The following is a 21522-nucleotide window of genomic DNA, read 5'->3' on the forward strand; positions in this document are numbered from 1 at the left end:
GAAACAAATCGATGACAAATATTCCAATCGAAGGCATTTTCCCTAGTGAGAAGCCTAACCACGAATCTCCAGGTAACTGGAAGGAATACTTCAGCTTTAGCACCGACCACAAAGTTATTGGTATCCAGTATCTCGTTACCTCATTCTTCTTCCTTCTCATCGGCGGTATTTTCGCAATGGTGATTCGGGGAGAACTGCTAACACCCGAATCAGATTTAGTCGATCGCACCGTCTACAACGGTATGTTCACTATGCACGGCACTATAATGCTGTTCTTGTGGACATTTCCTTCCTTAGTTGGTTTTGCTAACTATCTCGTGCCTTTAATGATTGGGGCGCGAGATATGGCATTTCCCCGCCTCAACGCCGTTGCCTTTTGGATGGTGCCAGTAGTCGGAATTCTTTTGATGGGTAGCTTTTTGGTTCCTGGTGGCCCAGCCCAAGCGGGTTGGTGGTCTTATCCACCAGTCAGTCTCCAAAATCCCACAGGTAACTTGATTAATGGGCAAGTTGTCTGGCTGTTGGCGGTGGCAATTTCCGGTGTCTCCTCAATTATGGGCGCAGTGAATTTTGTCACCACTATCGTCAAGATGCGGGCCCCAGGCATGGGATTCTTCAGAATGCCGTTGTTTGTTTGGGCAGTATTTAGTGCCCAAATCATCCAACTTTTCGGACTACCTGCATTGACGGCAGGGGCAGTTATGCTGCTACTTGACCTCACGGTTGGTACTGCCTTTTTCGACCCCGCCAAAGGTGGTAATCCAGTTATGTTCCAGCATTACTTCTGGTTTTACTCCCACCCTGCCGTTTACGTGATTATTTTGCCGATTTTCGGAATTTTCTCGGAAATTTTCCCAGTTTATTCGCGTAAACCCCTGTTTGGCTATAAAGTAGTCGCCGTTTCATCCATCTTAATTGCGATCGTCAGTGGTATTGTTTGGGTACACCATATGTACGTCAGTGGTACACCAGGCTGGATGCGGTTGATTTTCATGCTGACAACGATGTGTGTATCTGTACCGACGGGGATTAAGGTGTTTGCTTGGGTGGCAACTATTTGGGGAGGCAAGCTGCGGCTAAATACACCGATGCTATTTGCTTTGGGTGGATTAGTCATGTTTGTGTTCGCGGGAATCACAGGTATCATGCTTTCCTCCGTGCCTGTGGATGTCCATGTTAACAATACCTACTTTGTGGTGGGTCACTTCCACTATGTCCTTTACGGCACCGTGACGATGGGCTTATTTGCTGCCATCTATCACTGGTTCCCCAAAATGACTGGGCGGATGTACTCCGAAAGCTGGGGTAAAATCCACTTCTGGTTAGCTTTCATCGGCACTAACATCAACTTTTTACCCATGCACCCTTTGGGATTACAAGGGATGTTACGCCGAGTTGCCTCCTACGCACCGGAGTATCAATTCTGGAATATTATTGCTAGCCTCGGCGGATTTTTGTTGGGAATATCAACTTTGCCCTTCATTTTCAACATGGTGATTTCTTGGATGCAAGGTGAGAAAGCACCAGACAATCCTTGGCGGGCAATTGGATTAGAGTGGTTAGTTTCTTCACCGCCCCCAGTAGAAAACTTTGAAGAAATTCCCATTATCATCTCTGAACCCTACGGCTACGGCAAATCTGAACCGTTGACAGCCAACCTACGCGAAAACAGTCACTTAACATTGACAAGCGCAGAATAACGCAGAGTATGGGGAAGACGCAGAAACCCTGTGCGTAACTCTGCGCTTCCTTCTGCTACCTGGTGCGTTTCAAATTTAACTCTCAAGGTAAAAAAGAATTCCACCAATGGATAGTTATATCAATTCAAATGAGTTGCACCACACAGGTGCGGAACATAGCCACGATGAAGAAGGCAACAAGATGTTTGGCTTCATTGTGTTCCTGATGTCTGAAAGCGTCATCTTTTTAAGTTTTTTCGCCGGATATATCATCTACAAAACAACGACTTCTAACTGGCTTCCAGCTGGTGTTTCAGGATTAGAAGTCAAAGATCCGGCAATCAACACAGTAATTCTAGTTGCCAGTAGCTTTGTGATTTACTTAGCAGAAAAAGCCCTTCAACGTCATGACTTGAAAGGGTTTCGCCTGTATCTCTTGGCAACGATCGCAATGGGAAGTTACTTTTTAGTCGGACAAGCGATTGAATGGAGCCACCTAGAGTTTGGCTTCACCTCCGGGACATTCGGTGGTACATTCTACTTGTTAACGGGCTTCCACGGTTTGCACGTTCTCACTGGCATTTTGTTGCAGATAATTGTTTTGGGTCGCTCTTTCATCCCTGGTAACTACGACACAGGTCATTTTGGTGTAAATGCCACCTCTATTTTCTGGCACTTTGTCGATGTCATCTGGATTGTTTTGTTTGTCCTTATTTATATCTGGCAATGACCAAAAATAATTCGTAATTAGTAATTCGTAATTCGTAATTAATTCAGATTTAAGAGTAACTAACTTTAGTTATAGAAAAACATTCAAGGTAAGCATCTAAGTCCTGCGCCCCTAGATTTATCTATGGGGTATCAATTACGAATTACGAATTATCAATTACGAATTATGTTGACACTTCGGGGTCTGAGGTTTTTATGCACAAAATAGCTCTATATCTGCTTCTTGAGCAATTCAATCTCTTCTTGCAAAGCTGATATGGTCTTTTGCTGGTCTTTCACAACTTTGGTCAGAACTGGTGTAATATTATCATTGCTGATGGCTTTCCTCGCATGGGATGATACTCGTTCTGGATTCTGGATTCTGAATTCTTACAGCCACTTAATTTCAAGGCTATCAATTGCATTGCGATCGCCCATAAAAATCTGATGATTAATATGTAGCACGGGTACTTAAAATCTTTCATCAATTTTACAAAAGCATAAATTGTTATGTATATATAAATACACTTTTTCTCAAAAAATACAGGGAAAAGATTTTTTATTTTAGGCAATTATTTGGGCGGCGTGTATGGTATCCTTGCTACAAGGGGATAAAAAACAGTAATAAACTAACAAAAAGCCTGAAATTACTTAGACATATCGCAAAAATAAAAATCTGGCAAGTATAGGGATATAGCCTTATGAAGCCGGATATGAATATTTGTAATAAACGTGAAATCGATTATGATGCGATGCTCTGAAGGGAGCCGCCAATGGCGATCGCAATTACAAATTCTCGGCGGTTATGACATCAGCAAGACTGGGGAAGTTGTAACAAATATTTAGAGTCATGAATCATCATTTCACTATAAACAACTATGCCATTCAGATTAACGACGCGACCTTACAATATGGCGAACAAGCCCCAAGTATAGCTTTTAACGTTGAGGAAAAAATTGCGATTGCTCTTGTGCTGTCTCAATGTGCTTTTGTGTAACAACTTATTACTCTGTCAATGCGTAAATCATATATTCCTAGAGGTTCTATGATTCGGAGAATTTTCATTGCATGTTTGGCGTGTTTTTTGGCGATTCTGAGTGCTGAAGCTAGTGATATCCTGAGCAAGCAAAAACCAGCTATTGCACAGTCCCCAACTAATAAAAATGTGATTGTGGCGATGACAACTAGCATTGAGGACAGTGGGCTGCTAGATGATTTAGTTCCGGCGATTGAAAAGAAAACAGGATATACGCTGAAAAAGGTTGCAGTCGGCACCGGACAAGCTTTGGCTCTGGCTGAAAAAGGTGAGGTTGACGCGCTATTCGTCAATTCACCTAAAGCCGAACGCAAAGTTTTGGCAGGTGGTGCGGTGATTAATCGCCACTTGGTAATGCACAATGACTTTGTGATTGTCGGCCCAGATGCTGACAAGGCAAAGATTCGAGGGAAAAAGAATGCTGTAGAAGCATTCTCCCTGATTGCTAAAAATCAAGCATTGTTTATATCGCGGGGTGATGACTCAGGTACTAATAAGCTAGAGAAAGATTTATGGAAACAGGCAAATGTCACACCCTCTGGCAGTTGGTATCAGCAAACAGGTTCAGGGATGGCGGAAACTTTGCAAGTTGCTAATCAAAAACTGGGATATACCTTAGTGGATCGAGCAACATATATATTTCAGAAGAAAAACCTGTCTTTGCCAATACTGCTGGAAGGAGACAAGAAACTGTTAAATCTTTACCATGTCATGCAGGTGAATCCTCAGAAATTCTCCAGGGTGAATAGTGCAGGAGCTAAAGCTTTTATTAATTATGTTTTATCTCCTGAAGGACAGAGACTAATTGCAGCCCACGGGAAAAAAGAGTTCAAACAACCGCTATTTTATGTTGATGCGGGTAAAACGGAGAAAGATTACGGCTTTTAAACAAACTTGAGTATCTGCCTTACCTTCGACATCATATCTCGCAGCAGATATGTAATATTTAGGCAGACAACCTCAACTAATCCCGCATATTCTGCTACTTCTGTGAGTATAGATATCTGGGCTTTGACAGCAGCAATCAGATTGTCAGGGCAATAAATTGTGAATACAATCATCGAAGGGGCTTTGAAAGCTTTTGAGCTATTAACTAATGGCGATAGTGACGTATTCCAGGTGATGACAATGACATTGTTTGTATCTGGAACAGCTACAGCCATTAGCGTTTTGCTGGGACTACCATTAGGAATGTGGTTGGCACTAGTAGATTTCGCCGGCAAGCAGACTCTAAATAGTTTGATTAACTTTGGTATGGGATTGCCACCCGTCGTCATCGGCTTAGTGGTCAGTGTATTTTTGTGGCGGTCTGGCCCATTGGGAAACCTTAATTTGATTTATACACCCACAGCTATGATCGCCGCCCAAGCAATCATTGCTTTTCCAATTGTAGCTGGCTTCAGTTTTACAGCAATTATGAGTATTAATCCGAAACTACGCTGGCGACTGTTGTCAATGGGGGCGACACAGTGGCAAGCAAATTTGTTGCTGATCAAGGAAGCACGTTTAGGGTTAATGGCTGCTGTCATCGCCGGTTTTGGTCGCGTCATCTCGGAAGTTGGTGCATCGATGATGGTGGGTGGGAATATCAAGGGGCAGACAAGAGTTTTGACAACAGCGATCGTCACGGAGGTAGGAAAAGGAAATTACGATGTTGCGATGGCGATCGCATACATTCTCTTAATCATCACATACACCGTTATCGTGTTGCTGACTATCCTACAGCATGACCGGAAAATTCTATGAGTACTAACGAGTATGTCCTAAATATGCGACAGGTTAGTGTAGACAGCAAAACACATAAAAATATCCTGTCAATTGAAAATTTTGCAGTCCGTCCAGGAGAACTGGTCGCTGTACTTGGCCCCAATGGCGCTGGTAAAAGCACTTTGTTAAGAACAATCAATCTCTTGCAACCTTACCGTGGTGAGATGCAATTATTTGGCCAGGATGTCCCCAATGCCAATAAAACATTGTTGCGTCGTCGTTCGGCTTTGGTATTTCAAGAAACATTACTACTTGATGATACTGTTTTTAATAATGTTGCCAAGGTATTAAAGTTTCGCGGAACACCAACGCACAAGATTCCGCAAAGGGTACATACTGCACTTGCAACTTTTGGCTGCGAACACTTGGCAAAACGTTCAGCTCGTTCACTGTCTGGTGGTGAAGCAAAGCGGGTTTGTATTGCCTGCGGTTTAGTTGCTGATTCCGAATTGCTGCTTTTGGATGAGCCTTCTGCTTCTTTAGATGTGGGGATACGTCCGCAGATGATCGAAAAAATTAGACAATGGGCCCAAGCTAGGGGTTCAGCAGTCATATTAGTCAGTCATAATTTTACAGATATACTACATTTTGCCCAGAGAGCGATCGCTTTATTTGACGGTTGTATTATCCAGGATGATAACTTGGAAACCATCATCCGCCGACCAGCTAACGAGCAGCTTGCCAGACTGGTAGGGATAGATAATATTATTCCGTGTTGGGTAGAACGGAGTAGCCGTGGAAGTTTTATCAAACTTGCAAACGGGATAGAGTTTTTATATCCTGGGGAAATCACAAAGCCGATTACTGTATGTTGTTTATCTGGCGATACTTTCAATGTTTACGATTCAAGTTCTTTAATGCAGCATGAACCTGGGTCGGTAATTATTGAAGGGCTAGTAGAACGGGTTTTAAATGGTATTGGGATTTGTAGTATTTGGGTTAAGGTGGGAGAACAAACTTTAATCGCCAGAATACCTCGAAATCATATATTCGGCAGTTTATATCCCCATGAAAGAATTAAGCTGGCATTCAATCCTAAAGATGCACATTTTGTTTAAAAAATAGAGGGTTTTAGACTAGAAATAGCGGCTCGTTATCTGAGCGCGGATGCAGCTATTGCGGTGCAAAGCTAGTAATTGGTGGTTTCGATGAAGTTTTGCTATCTAAATCTCTGCTGACTTTTAAACGTTCTACTTCTTGCTGTAGTTCTAAGATTGTTTTCTGTAATTCACCTATTACCTTGTTCTGCCCAATTATTATTTCTACCAGGTGTTTTTACCAACACAATTAGCGGTTCGGGTAAAATCGTAGCAGTTCCCGAATCAGATTCAATACTTGGCACATTAGCAGCTGTAAGTGTTGGTTTACTTCTGTATAAGCGAAAAAGGGTTATTGTCACGGTGCGCTAGCGCAAACATAGTTTATTGATGTGTACACCGGAGGGGTTGCTGTAGAAATCCCCTGGCGATTTTAAAATAGTTTTACCTTGAATAAATCTGTTTTGTGCTAGGCGATCGCTCTCTCTAAAGGCATTATTCAATGATGTGTGTTTTTTGACTGTAGCATCCCAATATTGGAGAAACTGACTAAATTTTTAGCGATCGCAAAAGGAGCAACACATCTTGCACCATTCATGCAAAATGTGTTTGGATTAGCGTGTAGAATTGTGCTATATCCAGTAATGGGTACACCTTGGTATGTACCTTTGAGACGACAACCTCATAAATATTCACAGGATTGAAGATTCAAAAGCAATTTAAATAATTTTTATTTAACAGTAGAATATTAAGGGAGGGGCAATTAAACTGACACTCCCTTAATAGAATGCCAACAATCACTTTAGTCTATGGCAATGATGACATCTGATGATTTGACTATAGCGTAGACTTGTTTACCTTCAGCAAGTTTCAGAGTTTCTGCCGATGCTTTGGTAATAATTGCAGTCACCTCTACTCCTGGTGCTATTTCTACCGTGACTTCAGTATTTACAGAGCCAACTACGACGTTTTTTACAGTTCCTTTGAGAGCATTACGAGCGCTAACTTGCATTTTATGATTCTTACTGATTTTTTTGTTTACTATATAAATTATAACAAGTAATTAAATTAATATGTATAGCTACAGATAGAAAATACATGAATTTTTACTATTGATTAATATAGAAAATATCTGCGAATAATTCACTAATTAATTTGGTATTTACATTTTTTACAACCAACTTATTTGGTAATCAAAGTACTACGCGCTTCTAAACCATCCACCCCTCCCCTTAGTTATACTAGTCCAATCGTTTTTACCTGGTATAGTGCAGCGATCGCAGCTACAGTCGTCTCCTTCCCAAAAACTGCACTGTGAGCCTTTGAACAGATTGATACTAATTCTATTGCGGGTAGCCAGAACCCAACGTGCTACCAGAAGTTCATTCGACAAAGGGCACTACCAGCTCCTTTCTCAACTAGCTTATCTCCCGATTGTTCTAGAACACCGATTCAGTAATCAGAAAGAAGCAGAGGTAAGCTCCGTAGGATTAGTAAAAATTTTGGCAAGGACATGAAGATTATGAACAACTTAATGTATTAACAGCGCTAATTTCTATATTCTGCTACTCTTTAATAGTTAAACATTTTGTTGGAATTTGGGATTGTACAAAAAGGTCGGCGAAGCAGCTTTTTAGTGATAATGATTTCGTTTGACTCAAACACCACGAAGTGCTTGACCAACTCGAAAAAACGCCGTTTATCAAAAATGCCTTGAATCAGCACCTCTAGTTCAGTTGCGCTCTTGGCAGGAAAGTCTTCGCCATCAATCGTGCGCCAGGGTAAAAACTCCTGCCAGTCCGAGGTTAATGTACCGATTCGGGCCCGATTTCCATAAGTAATAACTAGAAATGTATTATAGGAAAACAGCTTCGGTATTTGTTGACAGTAGGTCTGAATTCGCTGATAACCTTCTTTGAAAGTGACCTGTTCATCACTTGGCTGAATCGAGACAATAACTACCAAGGGGAAACCGTTGATAAAGACAACTACATCAGGACAATGAGCATGATTCCCCTCAACTATAGTCAAGGGATGAATAGCTAGCCAATCATTATTCAGTAGATTAGACGTATCAATGAGCCACACTTTGTCATGAACTATTTCTTCGTTATACAGGTATTCAACTTCCACACCATTGGTCAATAATTTGTGAAAGCGGTGGTTATTTTCCAGCAAGTCGGAACTCTCTGTACAAGTAACCTGATAAATAGCTGCGGCGATCGCCTCATCAGATTTTGTGGGGTTAATTTTCTGCAAAGCACTATGAAGGCGCTGATACAAAACCACATCACTATAACTACTCCGCCCTATCTGGTGCTTACCTAAAGCAATGTCTGGTTCTAACAAAACTGTGTAGCCAATAACCTCGAACCAAGTGAGCAAAGATGGTGTAACGACAGATTGTGTAAGGTCAAAACGGCGGCAAAGCTTTCTTGTAACACGACTCGCTTTGGCAGTTGTTTTTTTAAGCTGTGCTGGATTCATGAAAAAGACTTAATTTGAGTCAATGCAGAAGCTAGTGCCTAGTTACTGGCATTGGTTGGTATATTCACAGATGGAATATACGGCTTGATACTAACTATCAAAGCTAAAGTTGATCGGCAAGATTGTATCTTGCGCTACATATTACCAATATTATTGGTAATATTGTGATGAATAGTTATGAATTAGCTCTGTTTAATGCTTAATCTTTGTTTCCTGCTCTAAAAACAGGTTGCCAATATCAAATAAAAGTTGCATAGTACCTCGGTAGCCAACCTTGGTAAACTGACCGTGATCTAAGCGGTCAAAAATGGGAATCCCTTGCCGATAGAGAGGAATTTGTAAGCGTTGAGCGATCGCAACTCCATGAGAGTTGGTAATCAGCAAATCAGATCCAACCCCCAGTTGCTCAAAGTCTTCCAAATCACCGATGGTGATGCTCTTAATCGGAAGTTTTTCTAGCAGAGGAAAGCGTGTTGTTGTCACCGCTGCGTGAATCTGAACTCCTAGCGATCGCAAAAAAGAAACTGTTGACCAAAGTAAATCGGGTTCCAGCGCCAAAGAAACTCGCTTGCAACCAAAGTAAAAGTGATTTTCCAACATCACATGTTGTAGCTGACGGCGTTGACGGCGGTATTTATTTGGTACGCTGACACCACTGATATCTGCCAATGCTTGCAGGAATTTATCTACTGCTGTTAGTCCCGTCAGTTCACCAAATACCTCGTAAGGTATATTGAATCTCTTATCCAAAATTTGCGCCCCAGCCCGCATACTCTCACCTAGTGCCAAAGTGAATACAGAACTGCCAATTGAGCGCAACTGTGCCAAAGTAGTGCCGTTAGCTGTGATGGCACTAGAGGAATTTTCTATATAACCATCTAGTGAGCCAGAAAGGTCAGGTACAACAATAGGTACGAGTCCAAAGGAAGTGACAATCTCTTTGATTTCCTGCACGTCCCCTGGTGTAAAGGCAGAACTCGCCAAAATAGTGATTTGTGTGGGACAAGCGTCTTGCTTGGAGCTTTTTTGGGGGATTTCCCTAACTATACTCTCAACTGTACCAGCAAAGCCATCCTGTAATGTACCTTTGAAATCTGGTGTAGAGACAAGCACAATTGGTAAATAATCTAGTTCTGGGTGACGGTAGCGAATCTCCTTGACAAAGCGCCCCATGTCATCTCCTCTGGTTTCCACGAGTCCAGTGCTACAAAGACCGATAATTTCTGGTTTGGATCTCTGCACCAAAGTCAAGATTGCTTGTTCAACCCTTTCCTCACCACCCAAAATGGTTGCAACTTCTGTCATCGCTGTACTGGAAAGGGGAATCGTCTGACGCAAATGCTGTACTAATACAGCCTTAGTCAAAGCAGTACAGCCTTGAGAACCGTGTAATAAAGGCATCATTCCCTTCAACCCCAAAAAGGCTAAAACTGCACCCACAGTTTGGCTTTGCTTGAGGGGGTTAACTGCAACTGATGTACTCGTAACGCTAATAATCGCCATCAAATGTCCTCCTCTGGAAAATTTTCTGTTTCCCCTACTTCCCACGGGGCTGGCTGGCATACTTGCTCCCATACAGGGTTGTAAAAAGCGGCATCCAGTTCTCGTGCCACCTCTAAAATTCCCATATAGCCTGCATAGGGATGGTTGCGTTCTTGATTAATGTCTATAAATGGAATCCTAGCTGTGAGAGAGGAGTCTTGATAGCGTTTATCAGCAATTAACATATCAGCTTGATTTTCGTTAATTATCTGTAGGATTTCTTGAGGACTATTTTGTTCAAGAATTATGCCATCTTGACCCAGTAAACTTTTGACTCTAATTCTATCCTCCTCAGTATGATTCTTAGTAAGAATAGCAACAACTTCCATCCCCAATTTCTTAGCCGCAAAGATAATCAACCAACTCTTGAAACTTCCAATAGAAAGGATAATGCGCTTACCTTGCAATTGGGTGATATAAATAGCAAGTTTCTCTTCTAAAGCAGCAGTTTCTTCTGCAATTAGTTTTTCTGTACGTTCTTGCAAATCAGAATGACCCAACTTTGCGGCAATGTTCCTTAAGCACTGATTGATTTGCTCTATGCCATAAATAGACTCTTCAATATAGGGGATGCCATATTGTTTCTCCATGCTTTTTGCCATGTTGATTAGTGCTCTGGAGAAGAGGATCACGTTAAGCTTGGCACGATGGGCATAGCAAACTTCTTTGTAGACAGCATCGCCTGTAATTTTTGCCAAAACTCTGATACCTAATTTCTCCAATAATGGTAGAACGTTCCATATTGCACCTGCGATGTTATATTCACCAATCAAGTTGATGTCATAGGGTGTACTAGTATCTGGTTCAGCTGTTCCAATAACATATAAAAGCATTGCTTCACCAGCGACACGGTTGCCCAAATTTTGGTTTCCAATGAATCCAGGGCAATGTACAGGGATAGTGGGTATTCCTGTTTTCTCAGTGGCATCTTTGCAAACTCCCTCTATATCATCCCCAATTAGGGCGGTGATGCAAGTGGAGTAAACAAATACCGCCGCAGGTTTGTAGCGTCTTTGTAATTCTAAAATGCCTTTGTACAGCTTTTTGGCTCCACCGAAGATGATATCGTTCTCATCGATATCACTGCTAAAGCGTATCTTGTACAGCATCGAACCAGAGGAGAGACTGCTGTAACTTCCCCAAATACTAGCAGCACAGCCACTTGGCCCGTGAACTACATGAGCAGCATCAGTGATTGGTACTAGAGTAATCATTGCACTATCAAAAGCGCAACTCCCTTGAGTAGTGCCAGGTTGGGGTAATTGTGTGGAAGACTTTTTTTTCTTTTGCATCTGCTGCTGACGAGCATCTTCGGAATTTGACTCACTGAATGAATCGTTGATTTTTCCTGGGGTGGGATTCATTTGTTTGGTGACAATAGGTAGAAGTTGTTAGGTGTTAACTGAATTCCCAAAGGCTTTTATAGGATTTTTATTTATTTACTGTGTATCTAAAGCATGAAATAAAAAGGAATGAGAAAGAGAATTTTCCATCCCCTAAAACATCAACATCAACTAGGTTAGAGAAGGAGAAAACAAAAACACGAACTAGGGTATTAAAGTATTAATTTTGCCCTGTAAGTGTTAGTGTATTAGTGTCGTGGCTGTGAAGATAAAACACGCAGAAGTTAAGATTAGCTATTCTATTACCTCCATTTTAAATGATTGGTGAGAGAGTGGGCGAGAATCGCCCACCTAATATTTGCTTTGTCTTTAGCACCTGATTCTGAACAAGAACCTTACTTTTTCTAGCTACCGGAAACTATTTCTACATTTCCTTTTTTCAGGGCTTCTAGTGCTTCGCCTTCAGCATCTTCTAGCTTCTTCTCACCATCTGCTTGAGCGGTGGCGGCACCTATCAGTTTTGCAGCATTTTCTTCGCTTTCGAGAATACCAAATTCAATCAACAAATCTTCTAGCTCGTCCATCTCAATAGGTGTGGGAACGGCAAGATTTGTATTGTTGATAATCTTGTCCGCTAATGTCCGGTATTGATTAGCTTGATTGCTATCGGGTGCGTACTCGTTGACAGTCATCCGGCGCAATTCTGCGTGTTGCACGATGTTGTCGCGGGGAACAAAGTGAATCATCTGAGTACTCAATCTGGCCGCCAATGTGCTAATCAGTTCGTCTTCTCTATCAGTATTACGACTATTACAAATTAGACCACCTAAGCGCACGCCGCCAGTATGGGCGTACTTGAGAACACCGCGAGAGATGTTATTAGCAGCAAACATCGCCATCATTTCACCGGAGGTAACGATGTAGATTTCTTGGGCTTTACCTTCACGAATTGGCATAGCAAAACCACCACACACAACGTCGCCCAACACGTCGTAAGATACGAAATCTACGTTTGAGTAAGCGCCGTTTTCTTCCAAGAAGTTAATGGCGGTGATGATACCGCGACCGGCACAACCTACACCAGGTTCAGGGCCACCAGATTCCACGCATTTGATATCTCGGAAACCATTGATAACTACTTCTTCAAGTTCGATATCTTCTACAGCGCCCCGTTCAGCAGCAAGGTGTAACACGGTGGTTTGAGCTTTACAGTGCAGAATCAAACGAGTGGAGTCAGCTTTGGGGTCACATCCGACAATCAAGATGCGTTTACCCACTTCTGCCATTGCAGCAAGGGTGTTTTGAGAAGTGGTAGATTTACCAATACCACCTTTACCGTAAAAAGCAATCTGTCTAATTTTTTCGTCGGACATGATGATTAATCCTGTAATTGTTTGTTTGGTGGGTCTGTCGGTTTATGAGGCGTTGGCACAAAGTGCCTACCGGAGGTACTCGCGCTGTCAAGTTGCAGCAGTGACCATCTGTAGAACGTCGTTGGAGGTGCTCGCTCTACAGCAAAAAGAGTCCGAATCCAGAACATATTCAAGTTTTGGTCAGTTTTCGTTGGCCATTAATCATTGTTTTTTCTGACTAATAGCTAGAGCAATAAGACATCACTCAAAGAATATTGCAAGTATTACTAGACGCTCACTCAAATGATTTCTCTGGCAGTAGTAATACCAATAGCAAAAAAGAAAGCTACAGATGACAAACTGGAAACCCAGATTAAATCCGAATTTCTTAATTACGAATTACGTTAGCGTAGCGGTAGCGAGTCCGCGTACTCCTGCAAAGAAGCAAGCTACGCGCAGCGTCTCGTAGAGAGCGTCATTACGTAACTTGTTTCTTGCCTTTAGCGAGTATTACGAATTCAGCATTATCAGTTGTTGTAATCCGCTGAAGGTTGCTGATACCTAAAGAGTGGTTGCAGCAGGAATTTAAATTTACGTAGAGTTATTCCTTTAACCACACAACCAACCAAGCATTGCAATCCACTCTAAACAGTCGCTACAACTTCTCCGATTTTGCTGATATCGTAACCGCCGAGAATTTCAAATTGTGAGTGAACCATCCGATGTCCCAAAGTACTGAGCAACTGCTGTACAGGTGCAACTTCGAGATATTCCTTGAGAATCACCAAATCATATCGTGACTGATGTAAAGGGATAAATCCCAGCCCAAAGGCAGTAGCTACAGATGCCGTACTCATGCCAGCATCGGCAACTCCTCTGACTACAGCTTGGGCAACATCTTGGTGACTTTTGAGTATATTATCAAAGCCCTGAACAGCATCGAATGGTATCTGCTCTTTTTGGAGTGTTTGTTCCAAAAGCATCCGACTACCAGAACCTATTTCGCGGTTGACAATAGTCGCTCTCCCTGCGATTAAATCAGTAACTGTTCTAATTCCCATTGGGTTCCCTGACTTTAATAAAAGTCCCTCCTCCCAGACACCAAGGGTAATCAGAACTGCTTCCCTCCCAGCCAGAACATCTCGAACAAAGGGAGTATTATACTCACCAGTCTCAGGATCGTACAAATGCATCCCAGCAATATGCGCCTCACCTCTGCATAGACTGTGCAATGCAGCCATGCTATTGGCGAAGTTATATTGGACTCGCAGTTGTGGATGCCAGCGTTCTGTAGCTCTTGCCCATAGTGAAATCACAGGGGCACAGCCAGCTATTACAACCGTGTTGTGAAGTGTGTCGAGATTATCGTCTAGTAGCCTGACTCGAACTTTATTTGTACCTGTTTGGCTAATGCCTTCACCATCAGCCGGAATCATATCTTGGCGAAAAGCATCCTTACCAATCAAGGGATAAGCTATCCATTGTCCTCCCACACGAGCCATGCTAACTCGTAGTTGCTGACCATTAGGAACAGGTTTGGCAAGAACGGCTTCAACTTCAGGTAAATCCCGCTCTAACCAGAATAGATCCTCAACTTGACAGCCAAGCGCCTTCGCCAAACGAAGTGTTATAGCCACTGAGGGAGCATATTGTCCCGACTCTACACCACTAATAGTCTGACGAGTCACACTAGCGATATTAGCCAAATCTTGTTGACTCATGCCTAAGCGAGTTCTAATCGACTTCAAGTTATTACGGAGGTCACTATCCTGCTTCATTGGCTTTGTCTCTTAGTTTCAAAAAGCCGTAGCGGATTTAAACATTGCATCTGCCAAGGCGAAAGTGTGGTCTTTGAGTTTATATTATTTCTCTTTGACGACATGAATGTGCTTTCGCTGTCTTGATTCCCCATATAAAAAGACTATCACATCCAATTGCCAATTTGCTTGCCAAGCGCAAATTATTTTTGCGGGTGGTTGTTTTTTAGCTGCTATTATGGAGCAAAAGCCCCAAATTCCAATAAAGAGAGCATTTGTCTCTCAGGAAAATTTTACCAATTAAATTGGTAAACAGTAGTATTCAATACAGTTTTAGAGATTAGTTTCAGCTTTGATGCTTGATAGACGAGTAATACAAAGAGTAGAAAACATACCAACAAATTTCGCTTTTTTGGGTAAATTTTGCCCTGACGAAAAATTACCTATTTGACTAAAGTGAATATGCACATAGCATCAGCAAAGGATTGCTATTTTAATTTTTTGCACAATCAATTAGGTCTTTACCAAAGTATGCAACAGATGGCAACAAAGTAATGGAGAGAGTAATGATTACCGAAGAAGACTTAGCCCAGCAATTTAACGTAATTATTGAACACACTCACCCAAGGGCATGGAAACTGTTAAACCAATGTTATGTGAAGATAATCAATCCTCATCCTCACTTAACAAGAGTGAATAGAAAAACATGCATCCGCCATGTAAAATACATTGGTATTTATTGCCCTGACAGACTAATTAGTGCTGTAGTAGAACAAAAAACCCTACTCAAAGAAGTAGCAGAATACTTGGGGCTAGTTGAAGTTGTTTGCTTGAATGCCAATAACTTGATGCGCGATCCACTCTCAAATATCAAGCAAGCTTATCCCCAGTTGTGGTTAGACTTGTTGTGGATTGTCACTCAAGAACAATAACCTAGTAAACCTGATTTTTCTGCAATATTCAATCTGCAAAAAATCAAAAGTACCAATCTTCACCGCAGCTTCGTTACTTTTGAAGCTTGCCAAAACCTTATGAATAAACCATGCTTGCATCCAGATGATTTGCCTTCACGTCAAACAATCAAGCTGAGTGAAATACTATTTAGACAGCTTGAAGAAGCAACTAAAAAAAGCTTTTTCTTGGCGGGCAATGTCTGACTAAAAGCCGCTCTGCGTCTACGCATGACACGTATTTTAAGCTGTTGCGTATTTAATTTGTATATGCGACGCGGGCAAGATGCCCGCACTACAATAATTTTACGTTTTCGTGTTATACAATTTAGCTGCACATCAGCTTACTATCGAGTTGTCATTGGTATTTCCAAATCAATAGTGGCGTTTTGACGTTGATCCTGATTTGTAATAGTATGGAAAGTTGTCGTCAGATCATGAAAACTGCTCCCCAATTTGCCGACAACTTAAAACAGTTTACCAACAGAGCTAAAATTACTGTTAGTTCTCCACTTGACCAAGGTATACCGTCTGGATAAAGTATTTTCTTTAACTCATTCAAGAAATGCTTGTTGAAGAGTAAATTAAATAACGGTTGATTTTATCATGACTGATCTGCTCTAAATGCTCCGCCAAATTTGTCAGAGTATAATTAATTTGACTACTTAATAAGTACTGGCAATAATTAAGTTTAGTAAATCTCATAAATTACAGGATTTATTTTCTGCACCCTCAACTAATTTTCTCATCATTTGAAGAATACTTAATTAACACAGCCGATTACTGTTACTAATTTCAGCAATTTTCTTTGGGTACGCCACTTTTTATATAGTACATAAATACTATATAAATGCGATCGCGCTGTGCCAGTTGCGTAAGTCCTGAGGCTTCCCAGAGTTGTTCGCGCAGTGTCTCCCCTTCTCCCCTTGGGAGAAGCTAGCGCCCGCCGTAGGATGCCCCAAGGGCTGTAGGGAGAAGCAACTGGCGTCATGGGGGATTGAGTATGGGGTATTAGAAAATAAATTTTCATTGTTTTTTGCGCCCAATTGGGTATAAGCGCCTGTCAATACTTAAGTTCTATAATATTTGTCTGCAAGCAGAATTAAAAAGTAAAAGTACTCCGCAGAATGCCGATGGTAACTGAGTCACTATCTGGTGTGTTACCAGGCTGAATAAGATGAATTATTCCTGGTGTAATGCTGATGTTATCTGATAGCTGGAAACGATAAAATGCTTCAATTTGAGTCGTTGTCCCTGGTTGTCCACCTGCACGTCCTAAACCTGTATTGACAAAATCAGGGACATTATTCCCTACAGGTAAGTCGCTACTGGTGATTTTAGGAGGTTGACCGACATAAATTCCCCCCAAATTTCCTTTAGCAAATAAATCAGGAAAATTTAGAAACACCATATAATTGGTTGTCTCTACATTTCCCGATTGCCCAGGAATATAAGATTTAGTATAACCACCCCACGCACCTGCGCTAATGCGGGGAGAAATTTGCCAAGTTACAGTCGCACCCACGGCGTTGGTTTGCAGCGGTGCTGATTTTCCGGTAGTGGTATTAACTGTAGTTAAGCATTCATCGCCAACAAAGGTTAGTAAACAACCATCCGCAGAGTAATTGTTAACGTAATACAAACTTAAATCTAGAGTATCGGTTGGTGTCAGCAGCAATTGCACAGCTGTAGTGGTGGTTCCATCAAATAAACCGCTACCTTTACCGGGATTTCCTGGTTGATAACTAGTATAAATTGCCTGCAAACTAGCGCGTTTAGCAAATTGCCAATCAATAGCTATACCGCCGTGACCGTATCCCATATTTAAAATTGGGTTTCTTTGGGCAAAATAAGACAGGGGCCCTGTTGCAGCACTTTCTACCCGATTGGGGCCTCGGAAAGCAGCAGGCATACTTACGCCTTCTGTTCCCACCATTACAGCTAATTTATCTGTCACCAGCCAATGAAAATTGAGGTCACTTACAATCAAGCTATCTGTAGGAAATTCGTAGCCAAGTAAAACATCATTTCGGGAAACACTATTGGTAAATCTAGGCGCAGTAGTACCTTTACCATCTATAAGACCCGTAAACAAGTAACTACGGGGAGTGATTTGACTAGTTAAATATAGTTGCGCCAGGGATATAACATCAATGTTTGTCCCTGCATCATCTGTATCTTTTTGTCCATCTCTAGGATTAACATCACCACGATTCTTAGTCCGTCCTTGAATGCCAACTATCAGTAATCCGCTGAGTTTGGTTGTTGTTGAGAATTGGTTGGCTTTGATTTCGGTGGTTTTAGCTTCTAAACTATCGACACGACCCCGCAAAGTCGCTAATTCAGGGGCAAATTCTGACTGCAATTTTTGTAATATTGCTAAATCTTCGCGGGTGACTAAATCACTGGTGGCTGTAGTGATTAATTCGTTGACTCTATTTAAACAAGCATTCACACCGGCGGCAAATTCATACCGAGTTAAGGCGCGATTACCGCGATAGCTGCTATCTGGATAGCCGGCTATACAACCATAGCGTTCTACCAAAGACTGTAATGCTTGGAATGCCCAATCGTTGGGTTGTACGTCCTTGAGTTGAGAAACCGATGTAACTTGCGCCATCGGATTTTCTGGGGAGAGGGGGGGAGATGAAGGAATAATATTATCGCTCTTAACTCCTAATTCATCACTCCTGACTCCTGTCTCCTGAGTAGTTCCTGTATTTATGTACTCCTGTGCTAGTGCTTTTTGTGCAACTCCATTTACTCCCGCAATTAGTAACCATGCGAGCATCCAGGTTTTGTGATGACTGCGGCTAATAAGTCTACCTTTCAACTTTTTACACTCTGCTCACATACTTAAGTGAAGAGTGTATTCGCGATCGTCTAACGTTCACATGGGGACATTTACGGATTTTGTCCGAAATTAAACTTAATGCTTCTGGGCAACTTTCTGAAAGGGCGAGTATAACAGGGTATTGGGTATTGGGGACTGGGGACTAGGTACTGGGAACTAGGAAAGAGTTTTCTCAATCCCCAATCCTCAATCTCTAATCCCCAATCTATGGCAAATCGTTCACGCAAGCTGACACCAAAAACCTCTAAACGAAATCAACCTCATGCTGGTGCGATGAAACGTGTCGCTAAAAAACCCCAGAAAAAGCTAAAACGGGGAAGTTGGTTGTCGTCAATGCTAGCGATCGCAATTCTGTTGACTAGTGCTAGTCTAATTATGGCTTTTGCCTGGATTAGCGTTCTCTTCATCTTCAATCCAGATCAGGTAAGCTGGCTAAATAAAATTTTACCTGCATGGGCACAAATTCCCCTTGGTAAGCACGAACGCCCCCAAACTCTCAAACAAATTCAACTTGATTTGAGTAAAAAAAACCAAATATTTGGGGAAACTCTGCCTTTAAATCAGGATGCGGAAAACTCATTTTTACTGCCAGTTTTTCAACAGCGTGCTAATTGTCAATCTGATTGTAAAGAACTTGTTGAACTCAGGGTTTACGAGCGCTCAGAAGAGTTAGAGTTTAAATCTCAGTCAGAAAATTACTACTATCTAGCGACTCAATTGCCTATAACTGGGCCAGAAGCATCCTTTGTGACTTCTCCCTTGCTTGAAGAACCCCAGGATATTAACATTCCCCTACCTTTAACTGAAGTGCAACGCTTTGAAGGCGGGACACCATCACCAGGAGTTTGGTTTAATTTGCGGGGTCAACGCCAACAAGGAACTAGTGCGTTCGTCGCAGACGTTGGCGCAGCCATCGCCTATGGTCACGTCGTATACTACAATCCAGAACGCACCAATTTACTACAAATGTTGTCTTGGACTAGTCCTAACGGACAATTGCCCAAATGGCAGCAGGTAACTGGTAATAGTACAAAAGAGTTAGTTGTTGATCAAACAGTAGATTTAGAACCGCACTTAGAGGTTTACCAAGTCAAGCCTCTGAAGTTATTCCTCAAACCAATTCAATTGGAGGCGATTACCCTCAAATCACCAGCCCTCAAGGATTCTGCATACCAAAATGCCCTGTCAATTGCCCGTAGTGGACTGTGGACACCAGCCTTTGAATGGTTGAAATTTATCAAGAAACAGCACAAAGGAGTTTTGCCAGAGGCGGCGCAAGCGCAAATGGATTTGATTCGCTTGCATTCCCAACTTACTAAAACCCAAGCCGAGAAAAATTGGGCAAGTCCTAGTCAACAAGTGCTGGCAGATTTGATTGATGGTCGCTGGGAGAAAGCTTTACAGGTGTTTGAAGCGTCGCCACATAATGCCCAAGAAATTGCTACCCTACTTAAAGCTGATGAAAACCGATTGTGGAATCGCACAGCAGCGGCGTTGCGGGTGAACCCAAATAGAACAGAGGTGCAAGCTTGGTTCGCTTTGATTTTAGCAGTTCAGCGAGGAGAAGAACATGCTAATTCCTGGTTAAAGGCGCAACCAAAAATTACAAAAGATAATCTTGCCTATATTCAAGGTCTGTTAGCAAGACTCAATGGTGAGGGTACAAAGTCGCAAATATCCTCTCCTCACCCTAGTCAGATTGTTGGTACAGTGCAACCAATCACTCAAGTTACCAGCACCGAATGGCTGCAACCAAATTCCCCAGCAGACTTGAAACTCGTAGATAACCAAGTTTGGTATCAGGTGGAGGTGAGTGCATTTAATGATGGGAAACGCTGGCTAAATTCCCCTTTTGAGAATTTGAACCCACCCAAAACTGACACCGCCAAATTTTTCTGGAAAACTTTGGGAATCAGTTCTGACCCGGAAATCCAGATTGTGGTCTGGTTGCCAAATGGAGAACAAAAAATTACTATAGCCGCTATCAAAGCGGTACAACTACAGGGTAAAGTTTTACGCCTATTAGCTGCTGGCCCAAAAATCCCAGAGAATCAAAACGATGTTCTCCAACCTAAACCTTTAGCCTTGACAAATGCAGCACTGGAATGGGTACAACCATCTCCGATTACTCTACAAGAACTGCATCAACAAAATCCCCAAGGGGTCAATGTAATGTTATCGAGTGTGTGGCAATCTTTACAGCAATCTGGTGAAGTTCCGGCTGGTGCTATTCCTAGCTTTGAGCAGATGCAGGAAAAGTTGGGTGATTGGCCCGTTCAAGTGATTGATTTAACAAATAATGCTCGACCAGAAATAATACTGACTATTTCAGCAGCAGCAATAGCATCCTTGAATCAACCTACACCTAAAATTCAGGGGGAAAATACAGAGCAACACCGCGATCGGACTATAATTTTGTCTGACAGTAATAAAGTCATTTACACTGATTTTACACGAAATTACCTACAAAAACTATCTGCGATCGCCAAGCTTTCAGGCGTGCAATCCTTAGCTTTATTAGTAGAAAATGCTCACAACTACAGTTTGAGGCGCTGGTCAGAGAAAAATCAGCGCTTTGAATAGCACGCCTGTTACTCAAATCTACCCTTACTGAAATTTAGACTAGATAGGGGAAAAGCGATCGTTTTTCTACTCGACTGACTTATTCTTTTTGGTTGGTGTCGGCTAGACGTTGGTGCTTCAGGTTTTCCAACTGCTGCAACAGGGAGTCTACCTCGGCTTGTAAATGCATAAATTTAGCTTGCTGATCGTCTTGATAATAAGACTTGGTTAACTTACTGACCCAGCTAGTCTGGGACTCGCGATCGGAAACACTAGATAAACAAGTAGGCATCGCTAATTAAATCCACAACTTAACTCACACCATTAGAAATATTATAATAATGCTCTTTTAAGCTTTATCATAATCTTGTATATTTTCAATCAATTACTCTAATGGATTTTAGGTTCAATCATAAGAGACGGTGATCATAATGGCTGTGTTCCAAAC

The 21522-nt window shown here is 41.9% G+C and carries 20 protein-coding genes and 1 pseudogene; 9 read left to right on the plus strand and 12 right to left on the minus strand.

The genetic code is table 11. The features are described from left to right. Window positions 1-11: 11 nt before the first annotated feature. The 4 genes from ctaD to V7K30_RS26360 all read left to right on the plus strand — a co-directional run bounded on the left by ctaD (window position 12) and on the right by V7K30_RS26360 (window position 4311). Window positions 12-1700: a cytochrome c oxidase subunit I gene (gene ctaD, locus V7K30_RS26345; RefSeq protein ID WP_335004365.1), complete on the plus strand. Its 1689-nt coding sequence runs from the start codon at window positions 12-14 to the stop codon at window positions 1698-1700. A 106-nt stretch (window positions 1701-1806) separates the two neighbouring features. Beyond that, the gene (locus tag V7K30_RS26350) at window positions 1807-2409 is read left to right on the plus strand and encodes a cytochrome c oxidase subunit 3 (RefSeq protein WP_335004367.1); all 603 of its coding nucleotides are present in this window, start codon (window positions 1807-1809) and stop codon (window positions 2407-2409) included. Window positions 2410-3237: 828 nt separating this feature from the next. Further along, window positions 3238-3384 carry a hypothetical protein gene (locus V7K30_RS26355; protein ID WP_335004369.1) on the plus strand — a complete coding sequence of 49 codons (147 nt, stop codon included), beginning with the start codon at window positions 3238-3240 and terminating at the stop codon, window positions 3382-3384. A 48-nt stretch (window positions 3385-3432) separates the two neighbouring features. Continuing rightward, window positions 3433-4311: a substrate-binding domain-containing protein gene (locus tag V7K30_RS26360; RefSeq protein WP_335004371.1), complete on the plus strand. Its 879-nt coding sequence runs from the start codon at window positions 3433-3435 to the stop codon at window positions 4309-4311. Here V7K30_RS26360 and V7K30_RS26365 read toward each other — a convergent pair. Further along, window positions 4308-4484 carry a hypothetical protein gene (locus V7K30_RS26365; protein ID WP_335004373.1) on the minus strand — a complete coding sequence of 59 codons (177 nt, stop codon included), beginning with the start codon at window positions 4482-4484 and terminating at the stop codon, window positions 4308-4310. The two genes, V7K30_RS26360 and V7K30_RS26365, sit on opposite strands and share 4 nt — an antisense overlap. On the opposite strand from V7K30_RS26365, the gene V7K30_RS26370 reads away from it, so the two are divergent. Together V7K30_RS26370 and V7K30_RS26375 are read left to right on the plus strand one after the other, a co-directional pair. Then, window positions 4471-5169, plus strand: a complete 699-nt coding sequence (locus V7K30_RS26370) for an ABC transporter permease (protein WP_335004375.1) — start codon at window positions 4471-4473, stop codon at window positions 5167-5169. The two genes, V7K30_RS26365 and V7K30_RS26370, sit on opposite strands and share 14 nt — an antisense overlap. Continuing rightward, window positions 5166-6248 carry an energy-coupling factor ABC transporter ATP-binding protein gene (locus tag V7K30_RS26375; protein WP_335004376.1) on the plus strand — a complete coding sequence of 361 codons (1083 nt, stop codon included), beginning with the start codon at window positions 5166-5168 and terminating at the stop codon, window positions 6246-6248. The genes V7K30_RS26370 and V7K30_RS26375 overlap by 4 nt, the downstream gene beginning before the upstream one ends. A 170-nt stretch (window positions 6249-6418) precedes the next feature. Here V7K30_RS26375 and V7K30_RS26380 read toward each other — a convergent pair whose 3' ends face one another. The 7 genes from V7K30_RS26380 to V7K30_RS26410 form a co-directional block, all read right to left on the minus strand. Continuing rightward, entirely contained in the window at window positions 6419-6589 is a 171-nt protein-coding gene (locus V7K30_RS26380; RefSeq protein WP_335004432.1) for a hypothetical protein, read from the minus strand. A gap of 440 nt (window positions 6590-7029) precedes the next feature. Continuing rightward, window positions 7030-7239, minus strand: a complete 210-nt coding sequence (locus tag V7K30_RS26385) for a TOBE domain-containing protein (RefSeq protein WP_335004378.1) — start codon at window positions 7237-7239, stop codon at window positions 7030-7032. Window positions 7240-7799: 560 nt separating this feature from the next. Continuing rightward, window positions 7800-8714 carry a type I restriction endonuclease gene (locus V7K30_RS26390; RefSeq protein WP_335004380.1) on the minus strand — a complete coding sequence of 305 codons (915 nt, stop codon included), beginning with the start codon at window positions 8712-8714 and terminating at the stop codon, window positions 7800-7802. Between the two features lie 192 nt (window positions 8715-8906). Continuing rightward, window positions 8907-10217 (minus strand): nitrogenase iron-molybdenum cofactor biosynthesis protein NifN, encoded by a 1311-nt coding sequence (nifN, locus tag V7K30_RS26395; protein WP_335004382.1) that lies wholly within the window; start codon window positions 10215-10217, stop codon window positions 8907-8909. After that, window positions 10217-11620 carry a nitrogenase iron-molybdenum cofactor biosynthesis protein NifE gene (nifE, locus tag V7K30_RS26400; protein ID WP_335004384.1) on the minus strand — a complete coding sequence of 468 codons (1404 nt, stop codon included), beginning with the start codon at window positions 11618-11620 and terminating at the stop codon, window positions 10217-10219. The genes nifN and nifE overlap by 1 nt, the downstream gene beginning before the upstream one ends. 383 nt (window positions 11621-12003) lie before the next feature. Further along, on the minus strand, window positions 12004-12972 hold the full coding sequence (nifH, locus tag V7K30_RS26405) for a nitrogenase iron protein (protein ID WP_335004386.1): 969 nt from the start codon (window positions 12970-12972) through the stop codon (window positions 12004-12006). Between the two features lie 623 nt (window positions 12973-13595). Continuing rightward, entirely contained in the window at window positions 13596-14729 is a 1134-nt protein-coding gene (locus tag V7K30_RS26410) for a substrate-binding domain-containing protein (RefSeq protein WP_335004388.1), read from the minus strand. A 545-nt stretch (window positions 14730-15274) separates the two neighbouring features. On the opposite strand from V7K30_RS26410, the gene V7K30_RS26415 reads away from it, so the two are divergent. Both V7K30_RS26415 and V7K30_RS26420 read left to right on the plus strand, forming a co-directional pair. Then, window positions 15275-15640 (plus strand): hypothetical protein, encoded by a 366-nt coding sequence (locus tag V7K30_RS26415; protein ID WP_335004390.1) that lies wholly within the window; start codon window positions 15275-15277, stop codon window positions 15638-15640. 99 nt (window positions 15641-15739) lie between these two features. Next, window positions 15740-15865 (plus strand): hypothetical protein, encoded by a 126-nt coding sequence (locus tag V7K30_RS26420; protein ID WP_335004392.1) that lies wholly within the window; start codon window positions 15740-15742, stop codon window positions 15863-15865. A gap of 378 nt (window positions 15866-16243) precedes the next feature. On the opposite strand, the pseudogene V7K30_RS26425 reads toward V7K30_RS26420, so the two are convergent. From V7K30_RS26425 to V7K30_RS26435, 3 genes and pseudogenes are all read right to left on the minus strand, one after another. Further along, window positions 16244-16363, minus strand: a pseudogene (locus V7K30_RS26425) (IS701 family transposase); the annotation flags it as partial. Window positions 16364-16421: 58 nt separating this feature from the next. After that, window positions 16422-16688 carry a hypothetical protein gene (locus tag V7K30_RS26430; RefSeq protein ID WP_335004394.1) on the minus strand — a complete coding sequence of 89 codons (267 nt, stop codon included), beginning with the start codon at window positions 16686-16688 and terminating at the stop codon, window positions 16422-16424. A 72-nt stretch (window positions 16689-16760) separates the two neighbouring features. Next, the gene (locus tag V7K30_RS26435; RefSeq protein ID WP_335004429.1) at window positions 16761-18449 is read right to left on the minus strand and encodes an iron uptake porin; all 1689 of its coding nucleotides are present in this window, start codon (window positions 18447-18449) and stop codon (window positions 16761-16763) included. Window positions 18450-18719: 270 nt separating this feature from the next. Here V7K30_RS26435 and V7K30_RS26440 point away from each other — a divergent pair, with 270 nt between their 5' ends. Further along, entirely contained in the window at window positions 18720-21095 is a 2376-nt protein-coding gene (locus V7K30_RS26440) for a hypothetical protein (protein WP_335004396.1), read from the plus strand. 79 nt (window positions 21096-21174) lie between these two features. Here V7K30_RS26440 and V7K30_RS26445 read toward each other — a convergent pair whose 3' ends face one another. Further along, the gene (locus V7K30_RS26445; protein WP_335004398.1) at window positions 21175-21366 is read right to left on the minus strand and encodes a hypothetical protein; all 192 of its coding nucleotides are present in this window, start codon (window positions 21364-21366) and stop codon (window positions 21175-21177) included. Window positions 21367-21522 lie beyond the last annotated feature (156 nt).

The organism is Nostoc sp., assembly GCF_036917655.1.
Lineage (GTDB): Bacteria > Cyanobacteriota > Cyanobacteriia > Cyanobacteriales > Nostocaceae > Nostoc.

Coding starts and splice junctions, on each gene's coding strand:
- V7K30_RS26390 (WP_335004380.1), bottom strand. CDS start 8,714: ATGAATCCAGCACAGCTTAAAAAAACAACTGCCAAAGCGAGTCGTGTT.
- V7K30_RS26365 (WP_335004373.1), bottom strand. CDS start 4,484: ATGATTGTATTCACAATTTATTGCCCTGACAATCTGATTGCTGCTGTC.
- V7K30_RS26375 (WP_335004376.1), top strand. CDS start 5,166: ATGAGTACTAACGAGTATGTCCTAAATATGCGACAGGTTAGTGTAGAC.
- V7K30_RS26410 (WP_335004388.1), bottom strand. CDS start 14,729: ATGAAGCAGGATAGTGACCTCCGTAATAACTTGAAGTCGATTAGAACT.
- V7K30_RS26385 (WP_335004378.1), bottom strand. CDS start 7,239: ATGCAAGTTAGCGCTCGTAATGCTCTCAAAGGAACTGTAAAAAACGTC.
- V7K30_RS26435 (WP_335004429.1), bottom strand. CDS start 18,449: ATGCTCGCATGGTTACTAATTGCGGGAGTAAATGGAGTTGCACAAAAA.
- ctaD (WP_335004365.1), top strand. CDS start 12: ATGACAAATATTCCAATCGAAGGCATTTTCCCTAGTGAGAAGCCTAAC.
- nifN (WP_335004382.1), bottom strand. CDS start 10,217: ATGGCGATTATTAGCGTTACGAGTACATCAGTTGCAGTTAACCCCCTC.
- nifH (WP_335004386.1), bottom strand. CDS start 12,972: ATGTCCGACGAAAAAATTAGACAGATTGCTTTTTACGGTAAAGGTGGT.
- V7K30_RS26445 (WP_335004398.1), bottom strand. CDS start 21,366: ATGCCTACTTGTTTATCTAGTGTTTCCGATCGCGAGTCCCAGACTAGC.
- V7K30_RS26420 (WP_335004392.1), top strand. CDS start 15,740: ATGAATAAACCATGCTTGCATCCAGATGATTTGCCTTCACGTCAAACA.
- V7K30_RS26440 (WP_335004396.1), top strand. CDS start 18,720: ATGGCAAATCGTTCACGCAAGCTGACACCAAAAACCTCTAAACGAAAT.
- V7K30_RS26415 (WP_335004390.1), top strand. CDS start 15,275: ATGATTACCGAAGAAGACTTAGCCCAGCAATTTAACGTAATTATTGAA.
- nifE (WP_335004384.1), bottom strand. CDS start 11,620: ATGAATCCCACCCCAGGAAAAATCAACGATTCATTCAGTGAGTCAAAT.
- V7K30_RS26355 (WP_335004369.1), top strand. CDS start 3,238: ATGAATCATCATTTCACTATAAACAACTATGCCATTCAGATTAACGAC.
- V7K30_RS26430 (WP_335004394.1), bottom strand. CDS start 16,688: ATGAAAATTTATTTTCTAATACCCCATACTCAATCCCCCATGACGCCA.
- V7K30_RS26360 (WP_335004371.1), top strand. CDS start 3,433: ATGATTCGGAGAATTTTCATTGCATGTTTGGCGTGTTTTTTGGCGATT.
- V7K30_RS26350 (WP_335004367.1), top strand. CDS start 1,807: ATGGATAGTTATATCAATTCAAATGAGTTGCACCACACAGGTGCGGAA.